At 69.9% G+C, this 26,493-nt stretch carries 21 protein-coding genes and 2 pseudogenes; 6 read left to right on the top strand and 17 right to left on the bottom strand.

The features are described 5' to 3' along the window. The first annotated feature begins 12 nt into the window (after positions 1 to 12). Complete coding sequence (locus tag SY91_RS09730) at positions 13 to 1,599, top strand: acid phosphatase (protein WP_185920878.1); 1,587 nt, start codon at positions 13 to 15, stop codon at positions 1,597 to 1,599. Between the two features lie 112 nt (positions 1,600 to 1,711). On the opposite strand, the pseudogene SY91_RS09725 reads toward SY91_RS09730, so the two are convergent. The 6 genes and pseudogenes from SY91_RS09725 to SY91_RS09700 form a co-directional block, all read right to left on the bottom strand. Beyond that, a pseudogene (locus SY91_RS09725) lies at positions 1,712 to 3,216 on the bottom strand (alginate export family protein). Continuing rightward, on the bottom strand, positions 3,213 to 3,911 hold the full coding sequence (locus SY91_RS09720; RefSeq protein ID WP_185920877.1) for a YoaK family protein: 699 nt from the start codon (positions 3,909 to 3,911) through the stop codon (positions 3,213 to 3,215). The pseudogene SY91_RS09725 and the gene SY91_RS09720 overlap by 4 nt, the downstream one beginning before the upstream one ends. Continuing rightward, a complete protein-coding gene (locus SY91_RS09715) occupies positions 3,908 to 4,822 on the bottom strand; it encodes a glyoxalase (RefSeq protein WP_185920876.1) in 915 nt (304 codons plus the stop codon). The genes SY91_RS09720 and SY91_RS09715 overlap by 4 nt, the downstream gene beginning before the upstream one ends. 26 nt (positions 4,823 to 4,848) lie before the next feature. Next, positions 4,849 to 5,301 (bottom strand): DoxX family protein, encoded by a 453-nt coding sequence (locus SY91_RS09710; RefSeq protein ID WP_185920875.1) that lies wholly within the window; start codon positions 5,299 to 5,301, stop codon positions 4,849 to 4,851. Between the two features lies 1 nt (position 5,302). Next, positions 5,303 to 7,192: an amidohydrolase gene (locus tag SY91_RS09705; RefSeq protein ID WP_185920874.1), complete on the bottom strand. Its 1,890-nt coding sequence runs from the start codon at positions 7,190 to 7,192 to the stop codon at positions 5,303 to 5,305. Positions 7,193 to 7,209: 17 nt separating this feature from the next. Next, a complete protein-coding gene (locus tag SY91_RS09700; RefSeq protein ID WP_011545177.1) occupies positions 7,210 to 7,377 on the bottom strand; it encodes a DUF1427 family protein in 168 nt (55 codons plus the stop codon). A gap of 98 nt (positions 7,378 to 7,475) precedes the next feature. On the opposite strand from SY91_RS09700, the gene SY91_RS09695 reads away from it, so the two are divergent. Then, on the top strand, positions 7,476 to 8,399 hold the full coding sequence (locus tag SY91_RS09695) for a LysR family transcriptional regulator (protein ID WP_124478537.1): 924 nt from the start codon (positions 7,476 to 7,478) through the stop codon (positions 8,397 to 8,399). Between the two features lie 74 nt (positions 8,400 to 8,473). Here the strand turns inward: SY91_RS09695 and SY91_RS09690 are convergent, their stop codons facing one another. Next, the gene (locus SY91_RS09690) at positions 8,474 to 9,160 is read right to left on the bottom strand and encodes a hydrolase (protein ID WP_011545175.1); all 687 of its coding nucleotides are present in this window, start codon (positions 9,158 to 9,160) and stop codon (positions 8,474 to 8,476) included. Between the two features lie 276 nt (positions 9,161 to 9,436). On the opposite strand from SY91_RS09690, the gene SY91_RS09685 reads away from it, so the two are divergent. The 4 genes and pseudogenes from SY91_RS09685 (at position 9,437) to SY91_RS09670 (ending at position 12,668) form a co-directional block, all read left to right on the top strand. Beyond that, positions 9,437 to 9,697: a XapX domain-containing protein gene (locus SY91_RS09685; RefSeq protein WP_124477476.1), complete on the top strand. Its 261-nt coding sequence runs from the start codon at positions 9,437 to 9,439 to the stop codon at positions 9,695 to 9,697. Positions 9,698 to 9,722: 25 nt separating this feature from the next. After that, positions 9,723 to 11,305: pseudogene (locus tag SY91_RS09680) on the top strand (cation:proton antiporter). Positions 11,306 to 11,349: 44 nt separating this feature from the next. After that, on the top strand, positions 11,350 to 11,742 hold the full coding sequence (locus tag SY91_RS09675; RefSeq protein WP_124477478.1) for an OsmC family protein: 393 nt from the start codon (positions 11,350 to 11,352) through the stop codon (positions 11,740 to 11,742). A gap of 44 nt (positions 11,743 to 11,786) precedes the next feature. After that, complete coding sequence (locus SY91_RS09670) at positions 11,787 to 12,668, top strand: pirin family protein (protein WP_185920873.1); 882 nt, start codon at positions 11,787 to 11,789, stop codon at positions 12,666 to 12,668. A gap of 237 nt (positions 12,669 to 12,905) precedes the next feature. On the opposite strand, the gene SY91_RS09665 is transcribed toward SY91_RS09670, so the two are convergent. From SY91_RS09665 to bcsZ, 10 genes are all read right to left on the bottom strand, one after another. Further along, positions 12,906 to 13,553: a hypothetical protein gene (locus tag SY91_RS09665; protein WP_260632402.1), complete on the bottom strand. Its 648-nt coding sequence runs from the start codon at positions 13,551 to 13,553 to the stop codon at positions 12,906 to 12,908. A 25-nt stretch (positions 13,554 to 13,578) separates the two neighbouring features. Further along, a complete protein-coding gene (locus SY91_RS09660; protein WP_124477481.1) occupies positions 13,579 to 13,899 on the bottom strand; it encodes a hypothetical protein in 321 nt (106 codons plus the stop codon). Positions 13,900 to 14,084: 185 nt separating this feature from the next. Then, entirely contained in the window at positions 14,085 to 14,282 is a 198-nt protein-coding gene (locus SY91_RS09655; RefSeq protein WP_011694257.1) for a hypothetical protein, read from the bottom strand. Further along, positions 14,264 to 15,820 carry a cellulose biosynthesis protein BcsG gene (bcsG, locus tag SY91_RS09650; RefSeq protein WP_124477482.1) on the bottom strand — a complete coding sequence of 519 codons (1,557 nt, stop codon included), beginning with the start codon at positions 15,818 to 15,820 and terminating at the stop codon, positions 14,264 to 14,266. The genes SY91_RS09655 and bcsG overlap by 19 nt, the downstream gene beginning before the upstream one ends. Positions 15,821 to 15,847: 27 nt before the next feature. Further along, the gene (gene bcsA / locus SY91_RS09645) at positions 15,848 to 18,385 is read right to left on the bottom strand and encodes a UDP-forming cellulose synthase catalytic subunit (protein ID WP_124477483.1); all 2,538 of its coding nucleotides are present in this window, start codon (positions 18,383 to 18,385) and stop codon (positions 15,848 to 15,850) included. Then, a complete protein-coding gene (bcsQ, locus tag SY91_RS09640) occupies positions 18,382 to 19,161 on the bottom strand; it encodes a cellulose biosynthesis protein BcsQ (RefSeq protein WP_185920872.1) in 780 nt (259 codons plus the stop codon). The genes bcsA and bcsQ overlap by 4 nt, the downstream gene beginning before the upstream one ends. Next, positions 19,158 to 19,394 carry a hypothetical protein gene (locus tag SY91_RS09635; RefSeq protein WP_185920871.1) on the bottom strand — a complete coding sequence of 79 codons (237 nt, stop codon included), beginning with the start codon at positions 19,392 to 19,394 and terminating at the stop codon, positions 19,158 to 19,160. The genes bcsQ and SY91_RS09635 overlap by 4 nt, the downstream gene beginning before the upstream one ends. After that, a complete protein-coding gene (gene bcsE, locus SY91_RS09630; RefSeq protein WP_185920870.1) occupies positions 19,391 to 21,361 on the bottom strand; it encodes a cellulose biosynthesis protein BcsE in 1,971 nt (656 codons plus the stop codon). Before bcsE ends, SY91_RS09635 begins: the two co-directional genes overlap by 4 nt. A 9-nt stretch (positions 21,362 to 21,370) precedes the next feature. Continuing rightward, entirely contained in the window at positions 21,371 to 25,279 is a 3,909-nt protein-coding gene (locus SY91_RS09625; RefSeq protein ID WP_185920869.1) for a cellulose synthase subunit BcsC-related outer membrane protein, read from the bottom strand. Next, positions 25,264 to 26,493: a cellulose synthase complex periplasmic endoglucanase BcsZ gene (gene bcsZ / locus SY91_RS09620; protein WP_043888683.1), complete on the bottom strand. Its 1,230-nt coding sequence runs from the start codon at positions 26,491 to 26,493 to the stop codon at positions 25,264 to 25,266. The genes SY91_RS09625 and bcsZ overlap by 16 nt, the downstream gene beginning before the upstream one ends.

Below are 26,493 nucleotides of genomic sequence, written 5' to 3'. Positions count from 1 at the left end.
AGAGAACATCGCATGAAGAAGCACGCCTGGATTCGCTACACGCCGATCGCCCTCGCGGCCGCGCTCAGCCTGACCGCCTGCGGCGGCGACGACGTCACGCAACAGGGCCTGTCGGCCGTCAAGAACGTCGTCGTGATCTACGCGGAAAACCGCAGCTTCGACAACCTGTACGGCAACTTCCCGGGCGCGAACGGCCTGCAGAACGCAACGGCCGCGAATTCGGTGCAGAAGGATCGCGACGGCTCGACGATGGCGACGCTGCCGAAGATCTGGGGCGGCCTCACCGCGACCGGCATCACGCCGGCGGTGACCGAGGCGATGACGGCGAACCTGCCGAACGCGCCGTTCGCGATCGACGATCCGAAAGGCTTCAACCAGTCGATGAGCATCGCGACGCGCGACATCGTGCACCGCTTCTACCAGGACCAGATGCAGATCAACGGCGGCAAGAACGACATGTACGCCGCATGGACCGACGCGGGCGGCCTGACGATGGGCCACTACACGGCCGATCCGTCGAAGCTGCCGCTGTGGAAGATCGCGCAGCAGTACGTGCTCGCCGACAACTTCTTCATGGGCGCGTTCGGCGGGTCGTTCCTGAACCACCAGTACCTGATCTGCGCGTGCGCGCCGTACTACCCGAATGCCGACAAGAGCCCGGCGGCCGGCAAGATCGCCGTGCTGAACGCCGACGGCAAATCGCTGAAGGTCGCGACGAATTCGCCGGCGTCCGCGCTGAGCGGCCCGCCGAAGTTCGTCAACGACGGCGCGCTCACGCCCGACTTCTACGGCATCAACACGATGCAGCCGGCGTATCAGCCGAGCGGCAACAAGGCGGCCGCGGGCGGCGATCCGCTGCTCGCCGACCCGGCCAATCCGTCGACGATGCCGCCGCAGACGGCGACCAACATCGGCGACCTGATGACCAACGCGGGCGTGTCGTGGGCGTGGTATTCCGGCGCGTGGGGCCAGGCGCTGCAGGCGAGCCAGAACGGCACGTCGAACGTGATCTACGGTGCCGACCTGTCGACGCCGAACTTCCAGCCGCACCACCAGCCGTTCAACTACTTCGCGAACCAGGCGCCGGGCACCGCGAGCCGCGCGCAGCACCTGCTCGACGGCGGCGCGAACGGCGCCGAGTTCATCAAGGCGATCGACGCGGGCACGCTGCCGCAGGTCACGTTCTACAAGCCGCAAGGCAACCTGAACGAGCACCCGGGTTACACGGACGTCACGTCCGGCGACCAGCACATCGCCGACGTGATCGCGCACCTGCAGGCGAGCCCGCAGTGGAAGAACATGGTCGTGGTCGTCACGTACGACGAAAACGGCGGCTTCTGGGATCATGCGACGCCGCCGAATGCCGACCGCTGGGGCCCGGGCACCCGCATTCCCGCACTGATCGTGTCGCCGTATGCGAAGAAGGGCTTCGTCGATCACACGCAGTACGACACGGGTTCGATCCTGCGCTTCATCACGCGCCGCTTCTCGCTGCCGCGCCTCGCGGGCCTGCAGCAGCGCGACGACGCGCTGAAGGCGAACAGCGCGCAGCCGATGGGCGACCTGACGAACGCGCTCGCGCTGTCGCCGAACCTGTAACGGCATCGCCATCACCGCGAACGGGCCGGCCACGCCGCCGGCTCGGACGAACGAAGGGCAGCCCCGCGGGGCTGCCCTCTTTCATGCGCGTGCGGGTTGCCGTGCGCCGCCGTCACCAGCCGTACTTCAGCTCGACGCCGACGTAATCCGCGTTGTGCCCGCCCGCCTGCCGGATCGCGTCGCCGACCTGGAAATGCACGGCCTCGATCGCGCCGATCAGGTTCGCGGCGATCGTCCAGTCCGCGCGCAGCTGCACGTACATGCCGGTCCACGACCCGCCCTTGCCCGCCGTGCCCGGCACCGGGATGCTCGGCTGCTGATAGACGGCGTCGCCGGTCGTCTCGCGCCACTGGAAACCCAGCGCGCCGAGCAGCGACAGGTTCGCCGACGGTTTCAGCGTCACCGACGGCTTCACGTGAATCAGGTTCGCGTAACTCGTATAGCCGGCCAGCGTGAAGTAATAGCCGTTCGGAAACAGCGGATTGAAGGTGCCGACGCGGCCGTCGTGCGGATGCCGGTCGCCCGATGCCGCGTCGACCTGCAGCGCGATGCGCGGCGACCACGGCGCGTCGAGCCTGTAGCCCGCGATCGAACCGACGGCCCACGCGCCGATCGTGGCGTTGCCGACCGTGCCGGTCTGCAGCATCGTTTCGAGATCCCAGTCGAAGCGCCCGTGCGTGCCCGCGTAGCGAACGTCCCATACGTCGCGATGCTCGGGGCCGCTCGCGTCGAGGAAACGCGCGCTGCTGCGGTTGTAGCGCGACCAGTAGCCGGACAGGTCGCCCGGCCCGACCGACTGCCGCTCGAAGCGCACGCCGCTGAACGTGAGATCGCGATTCGACACGTCGTCGAAATCGGACGCGTTGCGGTTCTGCACCGGCTGCGTCGCATAGCCGATGAAGCGCCACTTGCCGTATTCGTAATCGGCCCACACCGCATCGAACGCCTGCCGCACGTTCGGGCCGTCGCGCGCGGCGATGAAGCGCTGCAGGTCGAACGCCATCTCCTGCCGGCCGACGCGGAACTTGAGCGTGCCGCCGCCGAGCGCGCCCGTGTAGGTCGCGAACGCCTGTTCGAGATCGAGCGGGTTCCTGTCGACCGGCGACACCGTGTTCTTGCCGAACGCGCGTGCGTCCTGCAACTGCGCGAAGAACTGCCAGTGCGGGCCGAGATGCGCATCGGCGTGCACTTCGACGCGCTGGATCAGGTACGTATCCGATTGCGCGGAGCCGATGCCGAACAGCGGCGCGTCGTTGGTCTCGAGACGCTCCCGCAGGTTCACGCCGAGCGACAGATAGGAGGACGGATCGTGGCCGAGGGAAAGTTCAGCCCGTCGAGCGGCACGCGCGGCACGCACGGATTCGCGAGCACCGACCAGTCTTCCTGCCAGCGGTTGAACAAGACTGTCGGGCGTTTGGCGGTGCACGTCGAGGCCCGCGCCGAAGCCGATGACGCGGTCGACGCCGGCGCCGGTTCTTGCGTCGAAGTCGAAGTCGACGCAGTTGCCGTTTCCGCGCACACCGCGTCGGCGCCCGCGAACAGCAGCCCCGCGACGAGCGACACGCGCGCGGCCCGCTCGAAGCGGCGGCCGCGGCGTCGCCTCCGTCGCTCGATCATGCGCGCTCCTGCGTGGGGGCACCGGCCGATTGCGCCGCGCACAGCGCGAGCGTCGTGAGCGCGCCGACGGGCACCAGCAACGCGAGGAATCCGACATAACGGAATCCGAGCGCACCGCCCGCCGCACCGAGCGCGAACGCGACGATCGCCGGCAGCATCTTCGCGAAGCGTGCGCGCGCGGTGGCGCGCACGCCGTCCGCCGTGCCGGGCGACAGGATGTCGACGGCATCGAGGATCGCCTGCGTGACGTTGCCGGTCATCACCGTGTTCGGCACGCCGCCCGCGCGCGCGATCACGCGCGGATGCGCGTTCTGCACGCCCATCGCGAACGTGCCGACGATGCCGGCCACGAGCGCCGCCTGGCTGTCCGGCTGCGTGACGGGCGTCGCCCACACGCCGGCCGCGCAGAAGCCGAGCAGCAGCACGGCCTGCACCGTATGCAGCACGCGCGTGCCCTGCCACGCGGGCCGCGCGGCCATCGACCGCGCGATCAGGCTGCTCGCGATCACGCCGCACACGAACGCGGGAAACACGCTGAGCTTCAGCACGACGCCCTGGCCGAAGCCCGCGAGGCCCGCGCCGATCAGCACGAAGTTGCCGGTCACGTGCGCGGTGAACAGCCCGAACAGCGCGACGAAGCTCAGCGTATCGACGAAGCCGGCCACTGCGGCAAGGATCGTGTCCTCGTGCTTCATCGCGCCGCGCTCGTGTGGATTTCGGCGACGTAGCCGCCGGGGAACTGCACGAGCGCCGCGTCGCGGCCGTCCGACTCGAACGGCGGCACCAGCACCGTCACGCCCGCGGCTTCGGCCTGCTTCAGCGTCGCGGCGAGATCGGCGACTTCGTAGCCGGTCATCTCGCGGCCGAACGGGTAAGGCAGATGGCCGTCGGTCACCAGCACGGTCATCTTGCCGAAGCCCGATTCGATGCGAATGCGGCGGTACGTGTCGGCCGGCCGGCCGATTTCGATACCGGGCGCCTTCGGGTTGTCGGACACCACCTTGCCCTTCGAGAACTTAACGAAATCGTGCACGAACTTGCGGACGCTTTGCGGCGACACGTAGACGCGATTCTCGGGGATGGTCTGCAGCGCGTCGTAATTCGGCGCCTGCGTGTGCCAGTACAGTTGCATGTTCACGCCGCCCGCCCACGTGATGATCGCGTCGCGGCCGATCGGGTCGGGGAACGTGTCGACGATCACGTCGGCGCCGTGCTCGCGCGCCGACTTCACCGCGACGTCCATGTCGGTCACGAGATAACCGGTGCGCTCCGCGCAGAACGGATACGGGATCGGCGTCTTGAAGCCGAACACCGAGATCGTGCCGACCGGCGTGAGCACCAGTTGCGACATCGTCTGGCTCGGCGTGGGCGTGACCTGGAACACGCCCTGCTTCGACTTCTTGCCGCCGAAGGTCGCGACGAAGCTGTCGGTGAAGCGGTCGAAGTCTTCGGGGGCGACGCACACGTGCGTCGTGTCGTACTGCGGACCGACCGCCACCGTCGGCACCGCCGCGGGCGGCACCGGCGGTTTTGCGAACGTCACGGGGTCGACGGCGAGGCCGCCCGCGAGCATCGCGGCGAGCAGCACGGAACGAACGGATTTCATCACAGGATTTCCTGGTTGTTGCATCGTCATCGAATGGAACGGCCATCATCGGCCGATTGCCGCGCATCGTCGAGCATGGTCGCGAGCACGAGTGCTGCGATCAGCCCGAGATGTTCGAAAAAGCTGTTGAGCGCCATGAAATGTTCGGCGCCCGTCCGGTTCCAGAAATCGTTCGCCACGACCATCGCGACGAGCGTCAGCATGCCGAGACTGCCGGCGCCGAGCCACGTGAAGCGGCGAAACACCACGCACAGTGAGCCAATGATCTCGACCGCGATCGCGAGGGCCGCCCACAGCGCGGCCGGCTGCAGGCCGAAATGCGCCTGCTCCGCGACCGCGCCGGGGAAATCGAGCGCCTTCGCGACGCCGCCGAGCAGATAGGCGGACACCAGCGCGAGGCGCGCGAGCGGCAGGACCCACGGCTGCGACAGCAGCACGCGGACCCACGCGGGGGTGCCGTAGACGGAGCGCGTCGTCATGTCAGACCGCCCAGCACGAACAGCCGAACGCGCCCCAGAAACCCTTCGCGTCCGACGTCGGCAACGTGCGGCCCCACGCGCTCGCGTGCGCATGCTGGTGAACGTTGCATTCGTTCGCGCAGGCGCACATCGCGGCGGCCGCCGCGCGCTGCAACGGCGCGCCGTTGCGCTGCGTCGCGCCCCAGCCGCCATAGCCCCCGAACTCGCGCACCGGTGACCAGTCCGGCATCGCCGGCGGGATCGGCGCATCGTGCGACGCGAACGGCCCCGCGCCCCATACGATCTTCCCGTCGACCACCGTCAGCAACGCGGTCGTGCCGGCGATATCGGCCTCCGCGCACGCGAAGAAATCGCGATCCGGGACGACCAGGTCGGCGAGCTGCCCCACCGCGATGCGTCCTTTCTTGCCTTCCTCGTTCGAGAACCACGTCACATACTCGGTCCACATCCGCAGCGCGGTTTCGCGATCAAGCAGGTTGCGCTGCGGATACATCCTCAGGCCGCCGACCGTCTTGCCCGTCACGAGCCATGCAAGCGACACCCACGGGTTGTACGACGCGACGCGCGTCGCGTCCGTGCCGGCCGACACCTTGAGCCCCTTGGCGAGCATCTTCGCGACAGGCGGCGTCGCCTCCGCGGCTTGCGCGCCGTAGCGCTCGACGAAATATTCGCCCTGGTACGCCATCCGGTGCTGCACCGCGATACCGCCGCCGAGCGCGGCGATCCGGTCCATCGATTGCTCGGTGATCGTTTCCGCGTGATCGAAGAACCAGTTCAGCCCTGCGAGCGGGATGTCCTCGTTGACCTTCTCGAACACGTCGAGCGCGCGGCTGATGGTTTCGTCATAGGTCGCGTGCATGCGCCACGGCCAACGGTTTTCCGCGAGCACGCGCACGACGCCTTCGAGATCGTCCTCCATCTGCGCGGGCAGGTCCGGCCGCGCCACGCGGAAGTCCTCGAAGTCGGCCGCCGAAAACGCCAGCATCTCGCCCGCGCCGTTGTTGCGGAAGTAGTCGGTGCCGTCGTGGTACTTGACGCTCTTCGTCCAGTTCACGAAGTCTTCCTTCTCCGCGTTCGGCTTCTGCGTGAACAGGTTGTACGCGATCCGGATCGTCATCTCGCCCGCGTCGTGCAGCTTGCGGATCACTTCGTAATCGTCGGGATAATTCTGCGAGCCGCCGCCCGCGTCGATCACCCCAGTCACACCGAGGCGGTTCAGTTCGCGCATGAAATGGCGCGTCGAGTTGTACTGATACTCGAACGGCAGCTTCGGGCCTTTCGCGAGCGTCGCGTAGAGGATCGTCGCGTTCGGGTTCGCGAGCAGCAGGCCGGTCGGGTTGCCTGCGGCATCGCGCAGGATCGTGCCGCCCGGCGGCTCCGGCGTGTCCTTCGTATAGCCGACCACCCGCAGCGCCGCCGCGTTCAGCAGCGCGCGATCGTACAGATGCAGAATGAACACCGGCGTATCGGGCGCGACCGCGTTCAGTTCTTCGATCGTCGGCAGCCGTTTCTCCACGAACTGATGTTCGGTGAAGCCGCCGACCACGCGCACCCACTGCGGCGCGGGCGTGATCGCGACCTGCTGCTTGAGCATCTCCATCGCGACCGCGAGCGACGGCACGCCGTCCCACCGCAGTTCCATGTTGTAGTTCAGTCCGCCACGAATCACGTGGCAGTGGTTGTCGATCAGACCCGGCAGCACGCCGCGGCCGCCGAGATCGACCACCTTCGTCGCGCGGCCCGCGAGCGGCATCACGTCCGCTTCGCTGCCGACCGCGACGAAGCGGCCGTCCTTGATCGCGACGGCGGCGGCGATCGGGTTCGCACGATCGAGCGTCGTGATGCGCCCGTTGTGCAGGATGAGATCGGGTGGGGTATCGGTTGCGCTCATGAATGTCCTCGATGTGCTCAGAAACCGAGCCAGTGACGAACCGGCGCGATGGCCTGCGCGCCGACCAGCATGCCGGCGAGGCCGACCAGCGCGATCAGCGGCGGCGCGGGCGAGCGCACCTTGATCACGCTGTACACGACGCCGATCAACACACCGGCGCCCAATGAAATTAGATAAGATTCCATAATGTTTTTTCTCCCGGCCGGATTAGAATCCCCGGCATCGCGAGGCCGCCCGCACGGCGCATCGCATCCGTTTCGCTTCCCTGCCATCCATGCCGACCATGCAACATCTTCCTGATCTCGAAGCCTGGGCCATCTTCGCGCGCGTCGCGGAGACCGGTTCGTTCGCGAAAGCGGCCGACCTGCTCGGCATCTCGCAACCCACCGTGTCGAAAGCGATCGCACGCCTCGAAAAACGCCTCGGCGCGATGCTGCTGTACCGCACGTCGCGCAAGCTGTCGCTCACGCCGACCGGCGAATTGCTGCGCGACCGCGCGATCCGCCTGCTCGCCGATGCGGAGCTGATCGAGAACGAAGCGTCCGCGCAGGCGCTCGAGCCGCACGGCCTCGTGCGCGTGAATGCGCCGATGTCGTTCGGGCTGCGCCATCTGTCGACGGTGCTGCCCGCGTTTCTCGAGCGCTATCCGCGCGTCGACATCGATCTCGTGCTCACCGACCACATCGTCGACATCGTGTCGGGCGGCTTCGACGTCGCGATCCGCATCGCCGAGCTGAGCGATTCGACGCTGCGCTCGCGCCGCCTGTGCGCGGTGCGCCGGCCGCTCGTCGCGTCGCCCGCGTATCTCGACCGGCGCGGCCGGCCCGCGCATCCGCGCGACCTCGAACAGCACGTGTGCCTCACGTACACCAACCTGCCGACGCCCGAGCACTGGCGCTTCCGTCATCCGGCGTCGGGAGACGAAGTCGGCGTGTCCGTGCACGGGCGCATCCGCACCAACAACGCGGACGTGATCCTCCCGGCCCTCGTCGGCGGTCACGGCCTCGCGCTGCAGCCCGAGTTCCTCGTGTGGGACGAACTGCAGCGCGGCGCGCTCGAGGAAGTGATGAGCGACTGGAAGATCGCGGACATCAACGTGAACCTCGTCACGCCGCCCGGCATGCTGCGCGCCGCGCGCGTGACGGTGCTGCTCGATTTCCTCGCCGAACATTTCTCGCACGCGCCGTGGGCGCTGCCCACCGCCTGAACGCGTGATGGCCGCTTCATGGCCGATGACAGATGATCGCCGCGTCCGGCGCGGCGATCGCGGCCGGCGGCCCGTTACTTCGCCGGTACGGCCGGAATCGACTCGTGCGGCGTCGCGGTACGCTGCGCTGCCTTGTGGACCATCGTGTACGCGTAGTCGACGCCCATCCCGTATGCGCCCGAATGCTCCTTCGCGATCGCCATCACCGCGTCGTACGAGTCGCGGCGCGCCCAGTCGCGCTGCCATTCCAGCAGGACCTGCTGCCACGTGACCGGCACCACGCCGGCCTGCACCATGCGCTGCATCGCGAAATCGTGCGCGGCCTGCGTCGTGCCGCCCGATGCGTCGGCGACCATGTAGATCTCGTAGTCGCCTTCGAGCATCGCGCACAGCGCGAACGTCGTATTGCAGACCTCGGTCCACAGGCCCGACACGACCACCTTCTTGCGGCCGTTCGCGGCGAGCGCGTCGCGCACCTTCTGGTCGTCCCACGAGTTCATCGACGTGCGTTCGAGCGTCTTCTGGTTCGGGAACACGTCGAGCAGCTCGGGATAGGTGTGGCCCGAGAAGCTGTCGCTTTCGACCGTCGTGATCGTGGTCGGGATGTTGAAGACCTTCGCCGCCTTCGCGAGCCCGACGACGTTGTTCTTCAGCGTCTGCCGATCGATCGACTGCACGCCGAACGCCATCTGCGGCTGCTGGTCGATGAAGATCAGCTGGCTGTTCTGCGGCGTCAGTACTTCGAGTTTCGGGTTGCTCATGGCGCAAGGTGTCCTGTGAACGAAAAAAGGGGGGCATGCCTCGACCGTGAAAACGGGAGGAGCCTGAAATGCGTCGGCGCCGGATCGTCATCCGGGCCGAAATATTTAAGCCGCAAACGCGCGGCGCGAACACCCAAGGAATGGAATCGATCCGATTCCTGAACGAATGCCCGTCCGGGGCCGCCCGCCCTTTTTTTCTTCACGCAAACCCGCTACGCTTTCAAGACTCTGACGGCGCCGTTCCGGCGCCGCTCGGCCATCACGAGGCGCACCACCATGAAACCGTATGTCTTCTCGCTGCTCGCCGGCATCCTCGCCGGCGTGATCTACGGCGCGATCGGCGTGAATTCGCCCGCACCGCCGATCATCGCGCTCGTCGGCCTGCTCGGCATGCTGGCCGGCGAACAGATCCTCCCCGTCGCGCGCCGGATGCTGTCCGGCCATCGGCTGAACACCGCATGGCGCGACGCGCAGTGCAGCCAGCACATGTTCGGCGCGCTGCCGGGCGGCGCCGGGAACGACCGCAAGCCTTCTTGATCCACCCCATCGCCGCCTGCCGCGCATGACCAACGTCGAGCTGTTCCATTACCTGTTGCTGTTGATCTGCGGCGCGGGCGCCCTCACCTGGCTCGCCGAGCGCGTGTCGATTCCGCCGGCCGTCGTGCTGCTGCTCGGCGGCTGCGTGGTCGCCGTCGCCGGCAAGCGCGTGCCCGACATGGACCCGGCGCTGCTGCTCGCGGCCGTGCTGCCGCCGCTGTTGATGTCGAGCGGGTTCTACACCGCCTGGAAGGAATTCCGGCAGGAGCTCGCATCGATCGCGTCGCTCGCGCTCGGGGCCGTGGCGTTCACGACCGTCGCGGTCGCGCTCGCCGTGCATGCGGCGAATCCCGCGCTGCCGTGGGCCGCGTGCTTCACGCTCGGTGCGATCGTGTCGCCGCCCGACGCGGTCGCCGCGAAAGCGATCCTGCAGCGCCACCCGCTGCCCGCGCGGCTCGTCGCGGTGCTCGAGGGCGAAAGCCTCGTCAACGATGCGTCGGGCCTGCTGCTGTACCAGATGGCCGTATCGGCCGCGCTCGCCGCCACGATCACGACCGCGAGCGCGACCGGCCTGTTCTTCTCGCTCACGCTGATCGGCATCGCGGTCGGCCTCGCGTGCGGCCATGCGATGTGCTGGGTGCTGCAGCGCCTGCGCGAACCGATGCTCGGCATCGTCGTGACGTTCGCGATGGCATGGGGCAGCTACGGGATCGCGGAAGCCGTCGACGGCTCGGGCGTGCTGTCGGTCGTCACCTGCGGCCTCGTGCTCGGCGTGCGCCAGCATCGCGTGTTCGGCGCCGACATGCGGATCAAGGCGAAGGCGACGTGGGAAGCGATCGTGTTCGTGCTCGACGCGCTCGTGTTCATCCTGATCGGCCTCGCGCTGCACGCGATTCTCGCGGGCGTGAACCACGAAGGCGCGGTGCTGATGGCCGGCCTGCGGGTCGCGCTGCCGGCGACGGCCGCCGCGATCGGCGCGCGCGTGGTGTGGGTATTCGTCGCGATGTGGCTTCCGGGCCGCCTGCGCGCGCGGCGCGCGGGCCACGCGGCGTGGTCGTGGCGCGAAGCCGTCGTACTCGGCTGGTCGGGCATGCGCGGCGTCGTGAGCCTCGCGGCCGCGATCGCGCTGCCGGCCAACTTCCCCGGCCGCGACCTGATCCTGTTCAGCACGTTCCTGCTGATCATCGCGACGCTCGTCGTGCAAGGCGGCACGCTCGCGCCGCTGATCCGCGTGCTGAAGCTGCGCCCGGCCGCGCGCCGCACGATGTCCGAACATGCGGTGCGTGCGCACACGTTCGGCGCGGCGCTCGCCGAGCTCGATGCGCGCGAGCAGCGCGGCGCCGGCCTCGAACGCGCGTCGCTCGACCGACTGCTGACCGAATACCGGAGCCGCGTCGCGTTCAACGAGCACGCACATCGCGACGGCGCGGAGCCCGCGGACGTGCGCGCGCGCGGATGCTGCGCGTCGAGCTCGAGCTGGTCGGCGTGTCGCGCGACGCGTTGCTCGACCTGCATCGCGACGGCCGGGTCGACGACGCGGTGCTGCACCGCATAGAATCCGAGCTGGATTTCGAGGAGCTGCGGCTGCAGCGCCTGCTCGAACCGTAACGTTCGGCCTCCCCGGCCCGTCCCCTTTCCCACCTGGAACCACAATGAGCGAACTGTCCGTCGAAGCGAGCATCGGCCCGGTCGATTATCTCGTCCACTTCACCGATGGCGTCCACCAGTGGCGCGCCGACGAACCTGCGGCGCTCGGCGGCGGCGATGCGGCGCCGACGCCCGTCGCGCTGCTGCTGTCGAGCCTCGGCGCATGCACCGCGATCACGCTGAAGATGTATGCGCAACGAAAAGGCTGGCCGCTCGACGAAGTGCACGTGAAGCTCGCGCACGAATCGGGCAGCGCGGGCAGCACGATCGTGCGCCGCATCGCGCTCGACGGCGACCTGACCGACGAGCAGCGCGAACGCCTGCTGCAGATCGCGAATGCCTGCCCGGTGCACAAGATCCTCACGCATCCGATCACGATCGACACGGCGATCGCCTGAGCATTTCCCGCCACCGTCACCGCCACCGTCACGAGATTCCTGTCATGTCCGCCTCGATCAAGACCCTGCTCACGCCGCGCGAAAGCGACATCGGCAACCTCGTCGTGCGCCGCGTGCTGCCCGCGCGCGCCGCGCGCCTCGTCGGCCCGTTCATCTTCTTCGACGAGATGGGGCCGGCCGTGTTGCCGGCCGGGCGCGGCATCGACGTGCTGCCGCACCCGCACATCGGGCTCGCGACCGTCACCTACCTGTTCGACGGCTCGCTGATGCATCACGACAGCCTCGGCTTCCGGCAGAAGATCGTGCCGGGCGACGTGAACTGGATGACGGCCGGCCGCGGCATCGTGCATTCGGAGCGCTCGCCCGACGAGGATCGCCCGCGCGAGCAGCCGGTGCACGGCATCCAGACCTGGGTCGCGCTGCCGGTCGAGCATGAAGACACGACGCCCGCGTTCGTTCACCATGCGGCCGACACGCTGCCGTCGTTCACGCGCGACGGCGTGACCGTGCGCGTGATCGCGGGCACCGCGTTCGGGCTCGTGTCGCCGGTCGCCGTGTTCTCGCCGACGCTCTATGCGGTTGCGGAATTCGCGGCAGGCGGCACGTTGGCGCTCGATGCCGAACATGAGGAACGCGGCGTGTATCTCGTCGACGGCGACCTCAGCGTCGACGGCACGTCGCTCGCCCCCGCGACGATGGCCGTGCTCGAACCGGGCGCGAGCGTTGCACTAGCGAGTACGAACGGCGCGCGCGTGATGCTGCTCGGCGGTGCGCACCTGCCGGGCGAGCGGTTCATCGAATGGAATTTCGTATCGAGCGAGCGCGCGAAGATCGATGCGGCGCGTGCCGCATGGGCCGATCAGTCGTTCGGCAAGGTGCCGGGCGAAGAAAGCGAATGGACGCGCCAGCCAGCACGCAAGGCATAACGCAACGCGCAACGGGCGACCGAGGCCGCCCGGCGATGCAGGCTCAGCACGGCACGCGGCCCACGACTCCGCCACCCGACTGCGTACACCAGCGCTGTTCCTGCTGAGGCTGGCCCTGCGCTTGCGGCGGCGAGTACGGCACGGCCCTCGCCATGGCAAGCGCCTTGGCCAACTCCTTGGCCTCGACCTGCCGCTGTTGCTCGATCGACGCACGCTGCGCGTCGTCCGCCTGCTTCGTCAGCGCAACCAGCCTCGCATACCGGGAATCCCGCACGTCCTGGAATGGCGGCAGCGGCGGCGGCATCGGCACGGCAGGCGCGGTGCCGCGGTAGCGGGGATCGACATCTTCGAGGTCTTCCCCCAGATCGCCGCCTCGCCGATATCCCACATCGCCACCCGCATCTCGATCGCGTGTTCATAGCCGCGATCGACCTCGGCCGTCGTGGGCGTGCCCGTCGGCGCGGGAAGCGGCTGCAGGGACAGCGGCAGCGGCTGCAGCGCCGGATGGACGAGCCGCACCCAGTTCACGGCAGCCACCGAGTACTGATACAGGACGCGCTGGTAAGCGTCGAGTATTCTGGCGCGACTGTCGGGCGTGGAGGCCTGGGCGTTCGACACCAGCGCGATGAACGACGTCAGCGTCTGGGTATAGCGGGCGCCTTCTTCCTTCTGCGCCGCCACGCGTTCCGGCTGCGGACCGGACGAGGCGGCCAACATCCCCGCGCACCCCGACAGTGCGGCGACCGCGGTCACGCACACCGCTACCGTTCGGCACACGATCCGAATGTGATACGACATGGCAGCACCCGACCGACACAAGACAAACACAATGAATCCGCGATGACCGCCGGATCGCCGGACGGCCCAGACGACGGCGCCGGTCATTGGGCGGACCGTCCGACCTTTACATTCAAGAGAACGGGCCACCCTGGCGCGGCTGCCCCTTGCGGTTGCACACCGGCGGGTTCGTCATGCCGAAAGACAGCAGATTGCCGCCATTGATCGTGCACGCGAACTCCTTGCCGTCCCTGGCCTTCAGGTTGACGTAGGTATTCGTCCCTTCGGTGCGGCGGTTGACGATGACGAGTTCATCGGGCGAGTACCCCAGCGTGCCGGCGGTACTGGACTTGATCTTGTCGTCGGTCAGCATGTTGGTGCTGCCGGCGATACCCGCGCAGCCGGAAACCAGCAAAACCGTCAGCCCCACGAGAAAAGCGCTTGCCGAACGCATAGACCCTCCGTTATTTGACTTTTATCGCCCATTTGCCGAATAAAACATACGCACGGCTCGCGCGGCTATTCGACGGAATAGCCTGACACGTGCGCCAAGTGGACTGCGCCAAATGATATAGACCGGTCTAGTTTCGTGTCAACCATGCTCAATAAAACCCGGTATCCGGGCCGGCCGCGGTGCCTTCAGGCCTTCAATCCCATCAGCTTCGCGAGCGTCGGCCAGCGATCGAGCGACGCGTCGAACGCGCGGCGCGCCTGTTCGTCGACGTAGCGCTCGGGATCGAGCGCGGGCAGATGCCGCGCGAGGCCGATCACGTCGTTCGGTTGCGACAGGCGATCGTCGTCGCCTTCGCCAGCTATCGTCACTGTTCGTCGATCCATACACCGTCCGGCGTTTTCACCGCGTAACCCGCGGCCGTCTGCATCGTCACCGTGCCCTCGTTCTCGCCGATCATCCGCGTGCGCGGCAAATCGGCCGCGTATTGCGCGAGCGTCGCACCGGGCTTGAACGGGCTGTTCGACACGAGATTCGACAGCAACTGCGCGAGCGCGAGGAAGCTGGTCGGCTGCTCGATCACGGTCGTCGCGCCGTGGTTGCCGGCGAAGCCGACGAGCCGCACGCCGACCGGCCCGTGCACGATGCGCGGCGTCGGAATCTCGCGCAGCCCCGCGATCTGGTTCTTGTCGCCGCGCAATGCGGCGCCGTGCTCGGGCACGAACACGATCACCGCGCGGCGGCCCGATTGCGCGATCAGGTCGGCGAGACGGTCGAAGTCGGTCATCATTTTCGTCGCGCGCTGCGGATACGAGTCGATGCTCGTCAGCGCGCTGCCGACCACGCGGTTGCCGTCGTGCAGGCTGATCGTGTTGTAGTACAGCGCGACCGGCCCCGGCACCGATGCGCGCTGCGCGTACCAGTTCGCGAGCGTCGCATAGTCGTCCTTGATCGCCGAGCCGTCGAACGCGTGCATCGCGACCGGCGCGGCCGCGTTCGAGATCATCGGCGCATCGGCCACGCCGATGTTGTCGTGGATCACCTGCAGGAAATTGTCGAAATGGCCGTCATGGTTCAGCAACGACTGGACCGTGTAGCCGGCGCCTGCCAGTTGCGAGAACAGGTGGCACTGCTGCGGTGCGGGCTTGTACAGGTCCGCATGCGCCTCCTGCCCGCAGCTCGCGCGCAGCACGCGGATCGCGGCCGGCCCGCTGTAGCTCGCGGCCGTGCTGAAGTTCGTGAACAGATAGTCGAAGTGGCTCAGCATCGGGTGATTGCGCACCTTCGCCGCATCGAGGTCGTCCCACGACAGCGAGCAGATGTGCAGCACGATCACGTCGAACTGCGCGGCCGGATCGCTGCCGAGATGGCCGAACGCGACCTGCCGCTGCGACTCCTGCGCGCGGAACGTCGCGAGCGCCGCGTTGTGATCCTCGGGCTGGTCGACGCGCGTGGCGCCCGCCACGTTCGCCTGCGGCTGGGCCGGCGCGACGACGCGCGCCATCAGCCCGCTGCCGGCCTGCCACAGCGGCATCACCACCAGCACGGCCACCACGAACGTCGCGACGCGCAGCCAGCGATTGACGATGAAATAGACGATCAGCACGCCGACGATCGTCAGCGCCAGCACCGGCGGCAACAGGCGCGGCAGCAGCTCCATCCAGTAGTCGAGGCGGAACGTGCTGACTTCGCGCGCGGCCTCCGCGAGACGGGCGAGCGACGGCGCATGCAGCTCCCGCGCGAGCAACGGCACCGCGATCGCGACCGCCACGATCTGCCGGACGATGCGCCATGCGCGCGACCGGACCGGCGCACTCGCCACGAGCGCCACCGCGAATGCGAGGTTCGCGAGCCAGAACGGCTGCAGGCGCCCGGTCGCGAACAGCGCGAACTTCAGGATGAAATACAGATTCCAGAACGTCATCTAACCCACTCCATGATGCGCGCCGCGTCAGTCGCGCGCGCGATCGAGTTTCGGCGCGAGCATCGCCTGCACGCCGCGCGCCGCGCCCTTCCACATTCGTACATAGCCGTCCAGCCCGATCCGCAGCACTTCCTTGAGCCCGCCGAGCGGCGTGTCGGGCCGCGCGCCTTCGTGCCAGTCGAGCCACGCATCCGCGCGGCCGAACGTGCATTGCACGAGCTGACGTTCCTGTTCGAGCGTCAGTTCCTCGAAGCTGACGCCGACATGAGTCGGCGTCACCCGCGTCACGCGCACCGGGAACGGGAACGCCCGGTCGCCGCGCGTCACGCACACCGTCAACGTGTCGCCGGCGGCGAGCGGCAGCCCCGGCACCGCCTCAAGCCCGAGGCCGCCCGTCGAATAGTCGCTCGTGAAGCATGCGGCGGTCGAGCCGTCGGCGAGCAGCAGCATCGCCGGCACGCGCATCGCGATCCGGTGCGTGACGCGCACCTGCTTCGTCTCGCGCGCGACCGCCAGCGCCGCGCCGAGCATCGCGAGGTTGTACACGGTCCAGCCGAGCGTGATCAGGATGGTCGACGCCTCGTCGCCCTGGTCGGCCACGAGCCGCCACAGGCCGGCGACGATCGCGAGCACGTTCAGCGCGAACAGCACCAGATACGGCTTCGACGTCGACCAGTCGACGTAGCCTTCGTCGATCTTGCCGCCCTTGTCGGTCACGTTGAACTTGCCGTGCTTCGGGCTGAAGAACGCGACGGTGGTCGGCAGCGCGATGTACCACGCGAGCACCGATTCGTAGACCTCGGCCCAGAACGAATGCCGGTAGCGCCCCTGCATCCGCGAGTTCGCGACGTTCGCGAGCACCAGATACGGGATCACGTAGCTCGCGAGCGCGAGCGACGACGCGTTGATGAAGTACAGGTGGAAGAACAGGTACGCGAGCGGAATCGTCAGGAAGATCAGCCGCGGAATCCCGTAGAAGAAATGCAGCATCGCGTTGCCGTAGCAGATCCGCTGGATGAAGCCGAGCCCGCGCCCGAGGAACGGGTTGTCGATGCGGAAGATCTGCGCCATCCCGCGCGCCCAGCGCGTGCGCTGCTTCACGTGGCCCGCGAGGCTTTCGGTCGCGAGGCCGGCCGCCTGCACGGTCGGCAGGTACGCCGACGTATAGCCGCGCCGATGCAGCTTGAGCGCCGTGTGCGCGTCCTCGGTCACGGTCTCGACCGCGACGCCGCCGACCTCCTCCAGCGCACTGCGCTTGAGCACCGCGCACGAGCCGCAGAAGAACGTCGCGTTCCACAGGTCGTTGCCCGACTGCACGAGGCCGTAGAACAGGTTGCCCTCGTTCGGGATCTCCCGGAATGTGCCGAGGTTGCGCTCGAACGGATCGGGCGAGAAGAAATGGTGCGGCGTCTGCACCAGCGCGCACTTCGGGTCGCGCAGGAACACGCCCATCGTCGTCTGCAGGAACGAGCGCGTCGGCACGTGATCGCAGTCGAAGATCGCGATGTACTCGCCGTGCGTCTTCGGCAGCGCGCGGTTGATGTTGCCGGCCTTCGCGTGGCGGTTGTCGTCGCGCGTCAGGTAGTCGATGCCGGCCTCGGCCGCGAATGCCGCGAACTCGGGGCGGCGGCCGTCGTCGAGCAGGTACACGCGCAGCTTCGCGCTCGGCCAGTCGATGCTCTGGGCGGCGAACACGGTCGGCTTCACGACCGACAGCGGCTCGTTGTAGGTCGGGATATAGACGTCGACGGTCGGCCAGGTGTCCGGATCGTCGGGCAGCGGCACGATCGGCCGGTCGAGCGGCCACGCGGTCTGCACGAAGCCGAGCAGCAGGATCATCCACGTATAGGCTTCGGCGCCGTACAGCAGGTAGCCGGCGACGGCTTCGACCGGGCTGCGGAAGTCGAGCGTCTGGGTCGTGCGCCACCACACGTAACGCACCGTCGCGAGCAGCGCGAGCGACGCGAGCGCGAGGGTCGGCAGATGGCCCGGCAGGCGGCGCAGCGCGAGCGCGAGCACCGCGACCATCGCGAAGAACGCGAACTGCGCGCCGGGCATCAGCGGCGACATCCCGGCCGCGGCCCACAGCATCGCGCCGGCCACGAGCAGCAGCGGCGTGAGCCAGCGGCGCCGGCCGACGCCGTTCGCGCGCGCATCGAGCCAGCTGCCCCAGCGCACCCACGGCAAACGCTCGAGCATCGCGTTGATGCGCCGGCCGACCGCGCGCCCGGCCACGTAGACGGGCACCACGAACGTATCGAACCACGCGAGCGGATCGCGCGCGGGCCGGCCGTCGGCCGCGCGCGGCGCGCGCACGATCGCGCGCCACAGCCATTCGCGCACGCTGAGCGGCTGCAGCACGCCCCAGTCGTGCGCGAGCCGCAGGAACGCGACGCGCACCCAAAGGCGCACGTGATCGGGCCGGCCGGGCGGCGGTGCGTGGAAGAACAGCCGCACGAGCCAGTCCACCCGCGTGCGTTGCGCCGGCAGCCCGATGCCGCGCGCGCACCAGTCGGCCGCGCGACGGCCGAACGCACGCAGTCGCGCCCCGAGCGCGGCGTTCATCGCATGGCTCCGGCGCGGCCGGCAACGGCCGCCGTCAGCCACGTGTCGACCCAGTTCGCGACGCCGTTCAGGTCGTGCGACGCCTGCGAATACGGCGCGTCGTCGAAGATCCAGCTGCCGCGTGCGAGCGCTTCGGGCACGGCCGCGTCGACGTGGATGCGCTGTTCGAGCATCGACGCCGGCCCCGCGACCGCGCGCAGCATCGCCAGCGCGTCGCGCTGCATGTCACGCGCCGGATTCAGCCGGTTCACGACGATCTGCAGTTCGCCGCCGCCGGCCCGCAGCGCGCCGAGCCGCGCGGCCGTGGTCGCGCACGCGACCGGCTCCGGCGGCACGACGACGAGCGTCAGGTCAGCGCACCGGATCGCCTGTTCGGCCTGCGGCGACGGATAGCGCGCGGTGTCGACCAGCACGACGCCGTCGGCCGGCAACGCGATTTCGTCGAGCGCCCGCGACAGCCAGGCCGGATCGGCCACGAGCCGCGCATCGCACGCGGCGGCGCCGGCCGCATCGACTTGCCCGTACGGCACGAACAGCACGCCGTCGGCGTTGCGCCACGTATGCGCGTGCCACGGTTCGGGGCCGCCCAGCAAGCTGTGCGCCAGACCGTGCTCGGCCAGCGTATCGAGGCCGAGCGTCGCGCCCATCAGGTTCTGGGCATCGAATTCGACGGCCACGACCGGCCGGCCGCGACGCGCGAGCAGCACCGCGAGCGCGGCGGCGAGCGTCGTGCGGCCCGCGCCGCCCGTCGTCGACGTGAGGGCGATCGTCTTCATCGTGCCGCCTTGCTGTTGCGAGTGCCGGCTTCGGCGGCTTCGGCGCCGCCGACGCCCGGCAGCAGACGGCCGCGCAACGCGACCGGCACGAGCTCGCACGGTACCGCGTCGCGCCGGTCGATGCCGCGCGGCGCATGGAAGCCGCGGCCGATGCCGAGGTGCTGCGCGACGATCCACACCGGTACCGCAATCACGATACCGACGACGAAGCCGATGACGAGTTCCGCGATCATGCGTCCTCCTGCTTGCGCAACGGCATCGCGCTGCGGACGGCGCCGCGCGCCCGCGCGGCGGAAATGACGGGGTCCGGCGACGACGCGTCGACGGCGATGGGCACGGACGCCTGCGGCACGCCGATCGCGTCGAGCGCGACGACGGTATCGATCGCGTCGATCGCGTCGCTCACCTCGCCCGCATCGGGCAATGCCGCGCCGGGTTCGACGGGCGCGGCGGCTGCGCGTGCGGCGCCCGCCGGCCGCGTCGCCGCGAACAGGTCGCTGTAGTCGGCGATCGGCGCGCGGCGGTTCTCGGCCTTCAGCGCGCCGAGCTCGGTGTCGATGCTGCCCTGCCCGAGACACACGACGCGGTCGGACAGCGTATCGACCGGCACCTCGAAGATCCGCGCGAGCGCGTCCTCGGCGTCGACCGGCTCGCAGGCGAACAGGAATACGAACAGGTGCCCGGCATCGGCCGTCACGACGTCGCCCGCGCGGCGCGGCCGGCAGTGCCGCAGCGCGTCGACGTGCGATACGCCCGGCAACAGCGTGAGCTTCGCGAGCGTGTGCGGCAGCGCGAGCACCGCGCCGCGATCGAGCACCGCGCGAATCCGCTGGCAGAACGCGCCGACCGGCAGATAACCGAGCACCGAATCGCCGAGCGCGGCCGCGAGCGCCGCGCGGTAGTCGGCCGCGACGGGCCGCGCGTAGAGCTGGCCGTGCAACGCGTGCACGGCGGCCTGCATCCGCGAGACGGGCAGGTCGCGCGCGACGACCCGGTTCGCGCCGACGCTCAGCACCAGCATCTCGAACTGCTGGCGCAGCACCTCGCCACGCTCGACGACCGCGATCTTCAGCGCGCCGCCGCACTGCCGGCGCAGCGCGTGCACGTCCGCGCACAGCGCTTCGAGCTGCGCGTGCGAGCGGAACACGAGCACCGCGGTCGCGGCCTGCGCGCTCGCGCACGCGGCGACGACGGCCGCGTTGTCGTCGACGATCTCCCAGCCGTCCGGCACGCGGCTCGCGCCGTCGAGCACCGCGCGGCTGACCACCACGCGATCCTCGTCGCTCGCGAGCTTCATCCGCCGTGCCGGCTCGGTCGCGCCGCCATCGACGCTCGCCGACAGCCGGCCGCCCGGTGCGAAGCGCAGCGGCCGCACCTCGCCGGCCGCGAGCGTCTCGCCCGCGCGCCAGAAATCGATCACCCACAGCAGTTCGCCATGCGTGCGCTGCAACTGCGCGACGCCCGAACAGATTCCGTGGAAGCCGCTGCGCGGCGTGCGATCGGCATCGCGCACGAGCGGCGCATCGTCGGCGCGCGCGTCGCCGCCCGCGCGGGTCGCCTCAGGGTCGAGCAGCAGCACGAGCGCGATCCGGCGCGTGCGGCACCAGTCGGCCAGCGCGTGCGCTTCGTCCGCGAGCGCGGCCGGATCGTCCCAGCTGAACCAGCGCTGGGCGCCTTCGACGAAATACAGCGAACGCGCGTGAAATCCATAGCGCTTCATCGCGCGCAGGCCGCCGGTCAGCCGCGCGAACGGGCCCGGCGCCGCGCGGCGCGGTGCATTGCCGGCTGCGCCGGCGTCGGCACCGTCGTCAAACGGCTCGACCGCTGCCGGCATCGCCAGCACGTTCAGGTTGCGCGGCCAGCCGGCCGGCTGCGCGCCGCCCGCGAAGCCGAGCGATGCCATCTGCGCGGCGACGCGCGCCGGATCGCGCGCCAGCACGATCGTGACGTCGCGCGTGCGCGCCTGCCGCGCGCTTTCCCAGACGAGCGCATCGCAGGCCGGCGTACCGCCGGCCGCGTAGATCGCGTAAAGGCCGCCAGCTTCCAGTTGCGTCCAGGCATCGGGCAGGCCGTCGATCGCGAGCCGGCTCGATGCGCCGGCACGGCCGCCCGCCGGCCCCATGCGCAGCAGCGCGCGCAGGCGATCGGCCAGGCCAATGGCGCCGGGCGCGGAGCGGGTGGCATCGAATTCCGTAGTCACGGCGTTCCCCTAGTAATCCGAATAAAGCCGCACGGGTGTCGGCGTGACGAGCCAGCTGCGCGACGCGCGCGCGTCGAACGCATAACGCAGGTACACGAGCGCCGAGCTCGGCGCATAGTCGTGCGACCGGTCGATGTGCAATTGCGCGCCGACGCTCAGGTGCGGGTTCACACGATATTCCGCGATGCCGTTCACGCCGTACGAGAACGACACGCCGCGCGTCGAGCTGCCCGCGTACACGAAGCCGGCTGCCACCTGTTCGGCGCGCTGGCCGGAAAGCGTCGGGTAATACAGCGAATCCTTCTCGTAGCTGTTCGAGATCCCGCCCGTGACGGTCAGGTCCCACGACAGCGCATCGTGCCGCCCCGCCCATTCGATCGGCACGCCGAGCGACAGATAGCGCTGCGGGCTGTAGTAACCGCCCTGCCCGTACGTGTAGTAGCGCAGGTTCTGCGCGTAGTGCCACGCATTGCCGACCAGCCCCGTGCTGACCTTCATCGTTGCGCGTTCGTACACGGGCACCGTGAAGCCGGTGCGCAGCGTGACTTCCGCGTTGCGTTCGACGTTACGGCCCGACAGCACGCCCGCGCCGAGCTCCGCGAACAGGTTCGTGCGGCCGACGTCGACCGACGCGCGCAGATTCACGCCGTCGCGGCGCACGCCGCCCCACACCGCGCCCGTCCACGGGTCGCGCATCCCCGCGTACGACAGCACGCTGCTCGTTTCCGGCCGCCGCGACGCATTCACGGAGAAGCTCGCGGGGCCCGCGTCGAAGCGGTAGCGCACGCCGCCCACCAGGTAATGCACCGGGAAGCCGAGCGGCGACGTGCCGAGATCGAAGCGCCATGTATCGGACAGATAGCCGGCGCCGAGCGCGACGCCCGTCGTCGACTGGTGCAGCGAGCCCGGCGGATTCGCGATCAGCGCGGCCGCCTGCGGATTCTGCTGGAACGGCGGCGGCAGCCCGTTCGACGCCCTGAGCCCCGCGTACGTGCCGAACGTCTTGAGCGAATACGCGTCCGGCACGCTCGTATCGAGCGTGCCCGGATCGAGATGCACGGTGTCGACCTGCGCGAACACGTGCCCGTCGTAGCGGATCGGCATCTGCAGGTAGATCGGCACCTGCTGCGCGCGATACGACGAGATGCCTTCGTCGCCCGACTTGTACGCGGGTATCCAGCCGGTCTCGATCTCGGGATTGCGCCGCTGCTGCAGATCCGCGAACGCGGCCTGCGCGGGCGTCAGCCCGTCGCGGCCCGGGCTCACGCCCGTCGCGCGTTCCTGCGACTGCGACAACCGGTACAGCGACGCCGCGTCGTCATAGCGGCCCTGCGCCTCGGCCACGCGCCCGGCCGCGACCGTCACGTCGGCGCGGGCCGGATACGCGGCCTGCAGCCGCTCGGTCACCTGCGCGGCTTCGTCCGGCCGGCGCAGCGCGTTCAGCCGACGCACGGCCGACAGTTGCGTGTCGACGTCGTCGTCCGGTGTGCGCGCCAGCACGGCCTGCACGCGCTCGCGCGCGGCGGCACGGTTGCCGCTGTCCTCGTCGATCCGGGCCAGCGCGAGCTGCGTATCGGCGTCGTCCGGCGTGCGCGCGACGACCGGTGCGAGCGCATCGCGTGCTGCATCGTAATGGCCCTGCGCGCGTTCGAGATCGGCGAGTTCGAGCGCATAACGCTTGTCCGCGCGGCCGGCCGGGCTCGCGCGGTCGAGCAGCGTGCGCGCCTGCGCATAGTCCTGTCGCGCGATCGCGTCGTCGGTCTGCCGCAGCACGAGCCGCAGCGACTGATCCTCCAGTCGCGCCGTCTGCGCGGGCGTCAGCGCCGGGTCGCGGCGCAGCGTGTCGAGCCACGCAGCGAGCGCATCGTCGCGCCCCGCGCGGCCGAGCAGGTCGCCGTAGCGCAGCCGCACGTCCGCGTCGGCTTCGCGCGGATGCGCGGCGATCCAGTCGCGCAGCGGTGCGAGGCCGCGCTCCGGTTCGCCCGCGTCGATCCACTGCGCGCCGATCGCGGCGAGCATGTCGGGATCGTCCGGCGCGCTCGCCTGCGCGTGCGCGAGCGTGGCGGCGAAGGCCGCGCGGTCGCCGCGGGCATGTGCGCCGCGCGCGTCGGCCAGCGCGCTTTCCGCATCGAGCTTGCGCGCCAGCGCGCGCATCCCGTCCGAACGGTGCGCGTCGTCGACCGGTGCCAGCGCGGCTTGAGCGCCCGCGACATCGTCGAGCGAGTTGCGGTACAGCGCGTTCGCGTAACGCATCTCGGGCGTATCGCTCAGCGCCAGCCCGTCGTCCATCACCGTGCGGCCGAGCTGCGGCAACCCCATGTCGCGATACAGGCGTGCAAGCGCGAAACGCGTCCACGGCGCATCGGGCGCCGCGCGCACGGCCGCCTCGTAGCGTTGCGCGGCCGGCCCGCGCGCGCCCTTGTCGGCCAGCGCGCGCGCCTCGTTCGCGAGCACGTCGCCACGCAGGCCGTCGAGCGTGCGGCGATCGTCGGCGCCCGTCACGCGCCCTTGCAGCGCATCGAGCAGCGGCCCGATCCGGTCCGCGCGGCCGGTGTTTTCATACAGCGTGGCCGTGTCGCGCACGGCCGACAGGCTCGGCGAACGCGCGGCCAGCAAGCCGCGCAGCAACGGCTCCGCCTGTGCCCAGTCGCGCTGCGCGAGCAGCGCATCGGCGAGCTGCAGCTTCGCGTCCGGGTTGTCCGGCTGCATCGCGAGCGCCGCACGCGCGGCGCGCTCCGCATCGCGCGGGCGGCCCGCACTGGCCGCTTCGCGGCCTTGGGCGAGCAGCCCCCAGAACTGCGCGGTACGCGCGAGGCCTTGCCATTTGCCGCGCTGGTCGGTCGCACGCGCCGCGGCCCGCGTGAACAGCGCGCGCGCTTCGTCGTGCCGCCCTTCGCGCAGACGCAGCAGGCCGAGCCCGCCCAGCGCATCGGCGTCGTCCGGGCGCGCCCGCGCGGCGCGCGCGAGCAGCGGATCGGCGGCGGCCAGGTCGCCGCGCGCCAGCGCCTGCAACCCGCGCTGCTGCGCGATGTAGTCGGGGTCGCGTTCGAGCCGGCGTTGCGCGTCGCGCTGCTGGTCGAGGCCGGCGGCGCGATCGCGGAATTCGGTGTCGTCCGGCGCGAGCGCGAGATACGCGTGCAGCGCATCGAGATACGCGGGATCGCTGCCGGCCGACTGCAGCACGCGCCGCCACAGCGCCATCGCTTCCGTATGGTCCGCGTCGGCGCGCTTCGCGAGCGACCATGCGATCCGGTTCGCTTCCGCGCGCGTGTCGTCGCGCTGGTTCAACAGCCGCGCGAGCGCCATCGACGCGCTCGTGTCCCGCGGATCGGCGGCAACCGCGCGGCGCAGCGCGGCGATCGCCGGCTGGCGCCCGCCCGGCGCATTCGACACGATCTGGTAGTACTCGGCGCCGAGCGCGCCCGACGGCGCGCCGTTCGGAAACAGCGCGACGATCCGTCGGGCCGCCTCGTCGGCGCGTCCGCTGCGCGCGAGCAGCCGGATCTGCGCCATCTCGCCGCGCCCGCTCGTCGCGACGCGGTATTCGTCGGCCACCCGTTGCGTGACGGCGGCATTCGGCGACTGCGCCTGCAGCCGCGCCAGCGACGCCTGCGCGCCTTTCGCGTCGCCGAGCCGCAGCAGCACACGCACCTGTTCGGACAGCAGCTCGGGATCGCCCGGCGCGATCAGCAAGCCCTTGCGCAGCGCATCGCGCGCGAGGTCGTCGCGATGCTTGATGCCCCACATCCGCGCGGTGTCGAGCTCGCGCCGCGCATCGGCGGCAGCCGAAGTCGCCGGGTTCGCCGGGTTCGCGATCGCCGCGCCGGAGGCCGCGCCCGGCGCCGCCGCGCACACCGACGACGCGAGCCACGCGAATCCCGCGACGTGCGGCGCGGCACACTTCAGCGGGCGGCGCACGAACGGCCTCCCCAGCGGGTGTCGAGCGTGCCGTCCGCCCCGAACCGGTAGCGGCCGTCGCGCCAGCCGAGGCCGAACAGCGTCAGCACGCTCGTGTAATAGCCGGGCGCCGACTGGCGCGCGAGCGTATCGACGCGGGCCGCCTGGGCATCCGCGAGCGCGTGCTGGCCACGCGCGTCGAGAAACGGCACGGCGGCCGCGGAGAAGCCGCCGTTGCCGTCGTTCGGCCCCGCGACGCCCGTCGTCGTATCGACCTTCTCCGGCGGCGCACCGTGCGCGGCGACATGGTCGGCGAACGGCGCGAACTTCGCGAGCAGCGGCGCGGCGAGCGGATCGGCGTGGTCGAGCATGCCGGCCCACAGATACACGCGGATCGCGTTGTACGCGCTTTCCGCATGGGTCTGCGGATCGGGCCCGAAACCGTTGCCCGCGCGATACAGCGCCCAGTCGGGCGAAAAGCCCTTCGGCGCGGTGTCGAGCAGCACGCGAGCGGTGCTGGACGCCAGCGCGGCCCAGCGACGGTCGTCGGGCAGTCGTGCGCCGAGCGCGCGAATCACCTGCGGCGGCGAATAGCTCGGATTCACGCGCCATTGGCCGTTGGCCAGCTTGAACCCGGTGGGGCCCGGCAGCAGCGTGAGGCCGAGGCCCGGCACGGTCGCCGTCTCGGCGTCGAGCACGCGCTTCGCGAGCAGCGCGCCGCGCGCCGTATAGCTGCGCTCGTGCCACAGCCGCCCGGCCTCGACGAGCGCATACGCGATCCACAGGTCGGCGTCCGACGCCGGGTTCGCGTCGAGCACGCGCCACGCGCCGTCGGGCGCGCGGCCCCACAGCCACGCCGGCAGGTGCGCGCTCAGGTCGCCCTGCGCGAGGTTGTTCTCGGTCCATGCGAGGATCGTGTCGAACATGCGCCGGTCGTTCGCGACCAGCGCGAAGAAAAGTCCATACGCCTGCCCCTCCGATACCGTGCGCGAATCGGCCGAGCCGACGTCGATCACGCGGCCGTCGGCCGAGATGAAATCACGCTTGAACGCGTCCCAGCGCGGCCACGCCGCGCTGCATCCCGTGCTCGCCGCATCGGCTGCACCGGCCGCCGCCGCGTGCGTGCGCGTGGCCATGCCGGCCGCCGCGCACGTCACCGCGACCGCCAGCGCGAGCGTCGCGCCAACACGTCGCGCCGGCTGCGTTGCCCGTCGCTTCGTCATTGCCCGCGCCAT

Origin of the sequence: Burkholderia cenocepacia (assembly GCF_014211915.1) — a bacterium.
In the GTDB taxonomy this organism is placed as follows: domain Bacteria; phylum Pseudomonadota; class Gammaproteobacteria; order Burkholderiales; family Burkholderiaceae; genus Burkholderia; species Burkholderia orbicola.
This window is presented reverse-complemented; position numbering and strand designations above follow the sequence as displayed.

Bases quoted from the DNA above. Each gene is read 5' to 3' on its own strand.
- SY91_RS09705 (WP_185920874.1), bottom strand. From the start codon at position 7,192: ATGAGCGCAACCGATACCCCACCCGATCTCATCCTGCACAACGGGCGC.
- SY91_RS09730 (WP_185920878.1), top strand. From the start codon at position 13: ATGAAGAAGCACGCCTGGATTCGCTACACGCCGATCGCCCTCGCGGCC.
- bcsG (WP_124477482.1), bottom strand. From the start codon at position 15,820: ATGACGTTCTGGAATCTGTATTTCATCCTGAAGTTCGCGCTGTTCGCG.
- SY91_RS09685 (WP_124477476.1), top strand. From the start codon at position 9,437: ATGAAACCGTATGTCTTCTCGCTGCTCGCCGGCATCCTCGCCGGCGTG.
- bcsQ (WP_185920872.1), bottom strand. From the start codon at position 19,161: ATGAAGACGATCGCCCTCACGTCGACGACGGGCGGCGCGGGCCGCACG.
- SY91_RS09660 (WP_124477481.1), bottom strand. From the start codon at position 13,899: ATGCGTTCGGCAAGCGCTTTTCTCGTGGGGCTGACGGTTTTGCTGGTT.
- SY91_RS09675 (WP_124477478.1), top strand. From the start codon at position 11,350: ATGAGCGAACTGTCCGTCGAAGCGAGCATCGGCCCGGTCGATTATCTC.
- SY91_RS09655 (WP_011694257.1), bottom strand. From the start codon at position 14,282: ATGGATCGACGAACAGTGACGATAGCTGGCGAAGGCGACGACGATCGC.
- bcsZ (WP_043888683.1), bottom strand. From the start codon at position 26,493: ATGGCGCGGGCAATGACGAAGCGACGGGCAACGCAGCCGGCGCGACGT.
- SY91_RS09700 (WP_011545177.1), bottom strand. From the start codon at position 7,377: ATGGAATCTTATCTAATTTCATTGGGCGCCGGTGTGTTGATCGGCGTC.
- SY91_RS09720 (WP_185920877.1), bottom strand. From the start codon at position 3,911: ATGAAGCACGAGGACACGATCCTTGCCGCAGTGGCCGGCTTCGTCGAT.
- SY91_RS09665 (WP_260632402.1), bottom strand. From the start codon at position 13,553: ATGACCGGCGCCGTCGTCTGGGCCGTCCGGCGATCCGGCGGTCATCGC.
- SY91_RS09715 (WP_185920876.1), bottom strand. From the start codon at position 4,822: ATGAAATCCGTTCGTTCCGTGCTGCTCGCCGCGATGCTCGCGGGCGGC.
- bcsA (WP_124477483.1), bottom strand. From the start codon at position 18,385: ATGAACGCCGCGCTCGGGGCGCGACTGCGTGCGTTCGGCCGTCGCGCG.
- SY91_RS09695 (WP_124478537.1), top strand. From the start codon at position 7,476: ATGCAACATCTTCCTGATCTCGAAGCCTGGGCCATCTTCGCGCGCGTC.
- SY91_RS09670 (WP_185920873.1), top strand. From the start codon at position 11,787: ATGTCCGCCTCGATCAAGACCCTGCTCACGCCGCGCGAAAGCGACATC.
- SY91_RS09710 (WP_185920875.1), bottom strand. From the start codon at position 5,301: ATGACGACGCGCTCCGTCTACGGCACCCCCGCGTGGGTCCGCGTGCTG.
- SY91_RS09635 (WP_185920871.1), bottom strand. From the start codon at position 19,394: ATGATCGCGGAACTCGTCATCGGCTTCGTCGTCGGTATCGTGATTGCG.
- SY91_RS09690 (WP_011545175.1), bottom strand. From the start codon at position 9,160: ATGAGCAACCCGAAACTCGAAGTACTGACGCCGCAGAACAGCCAGCTG.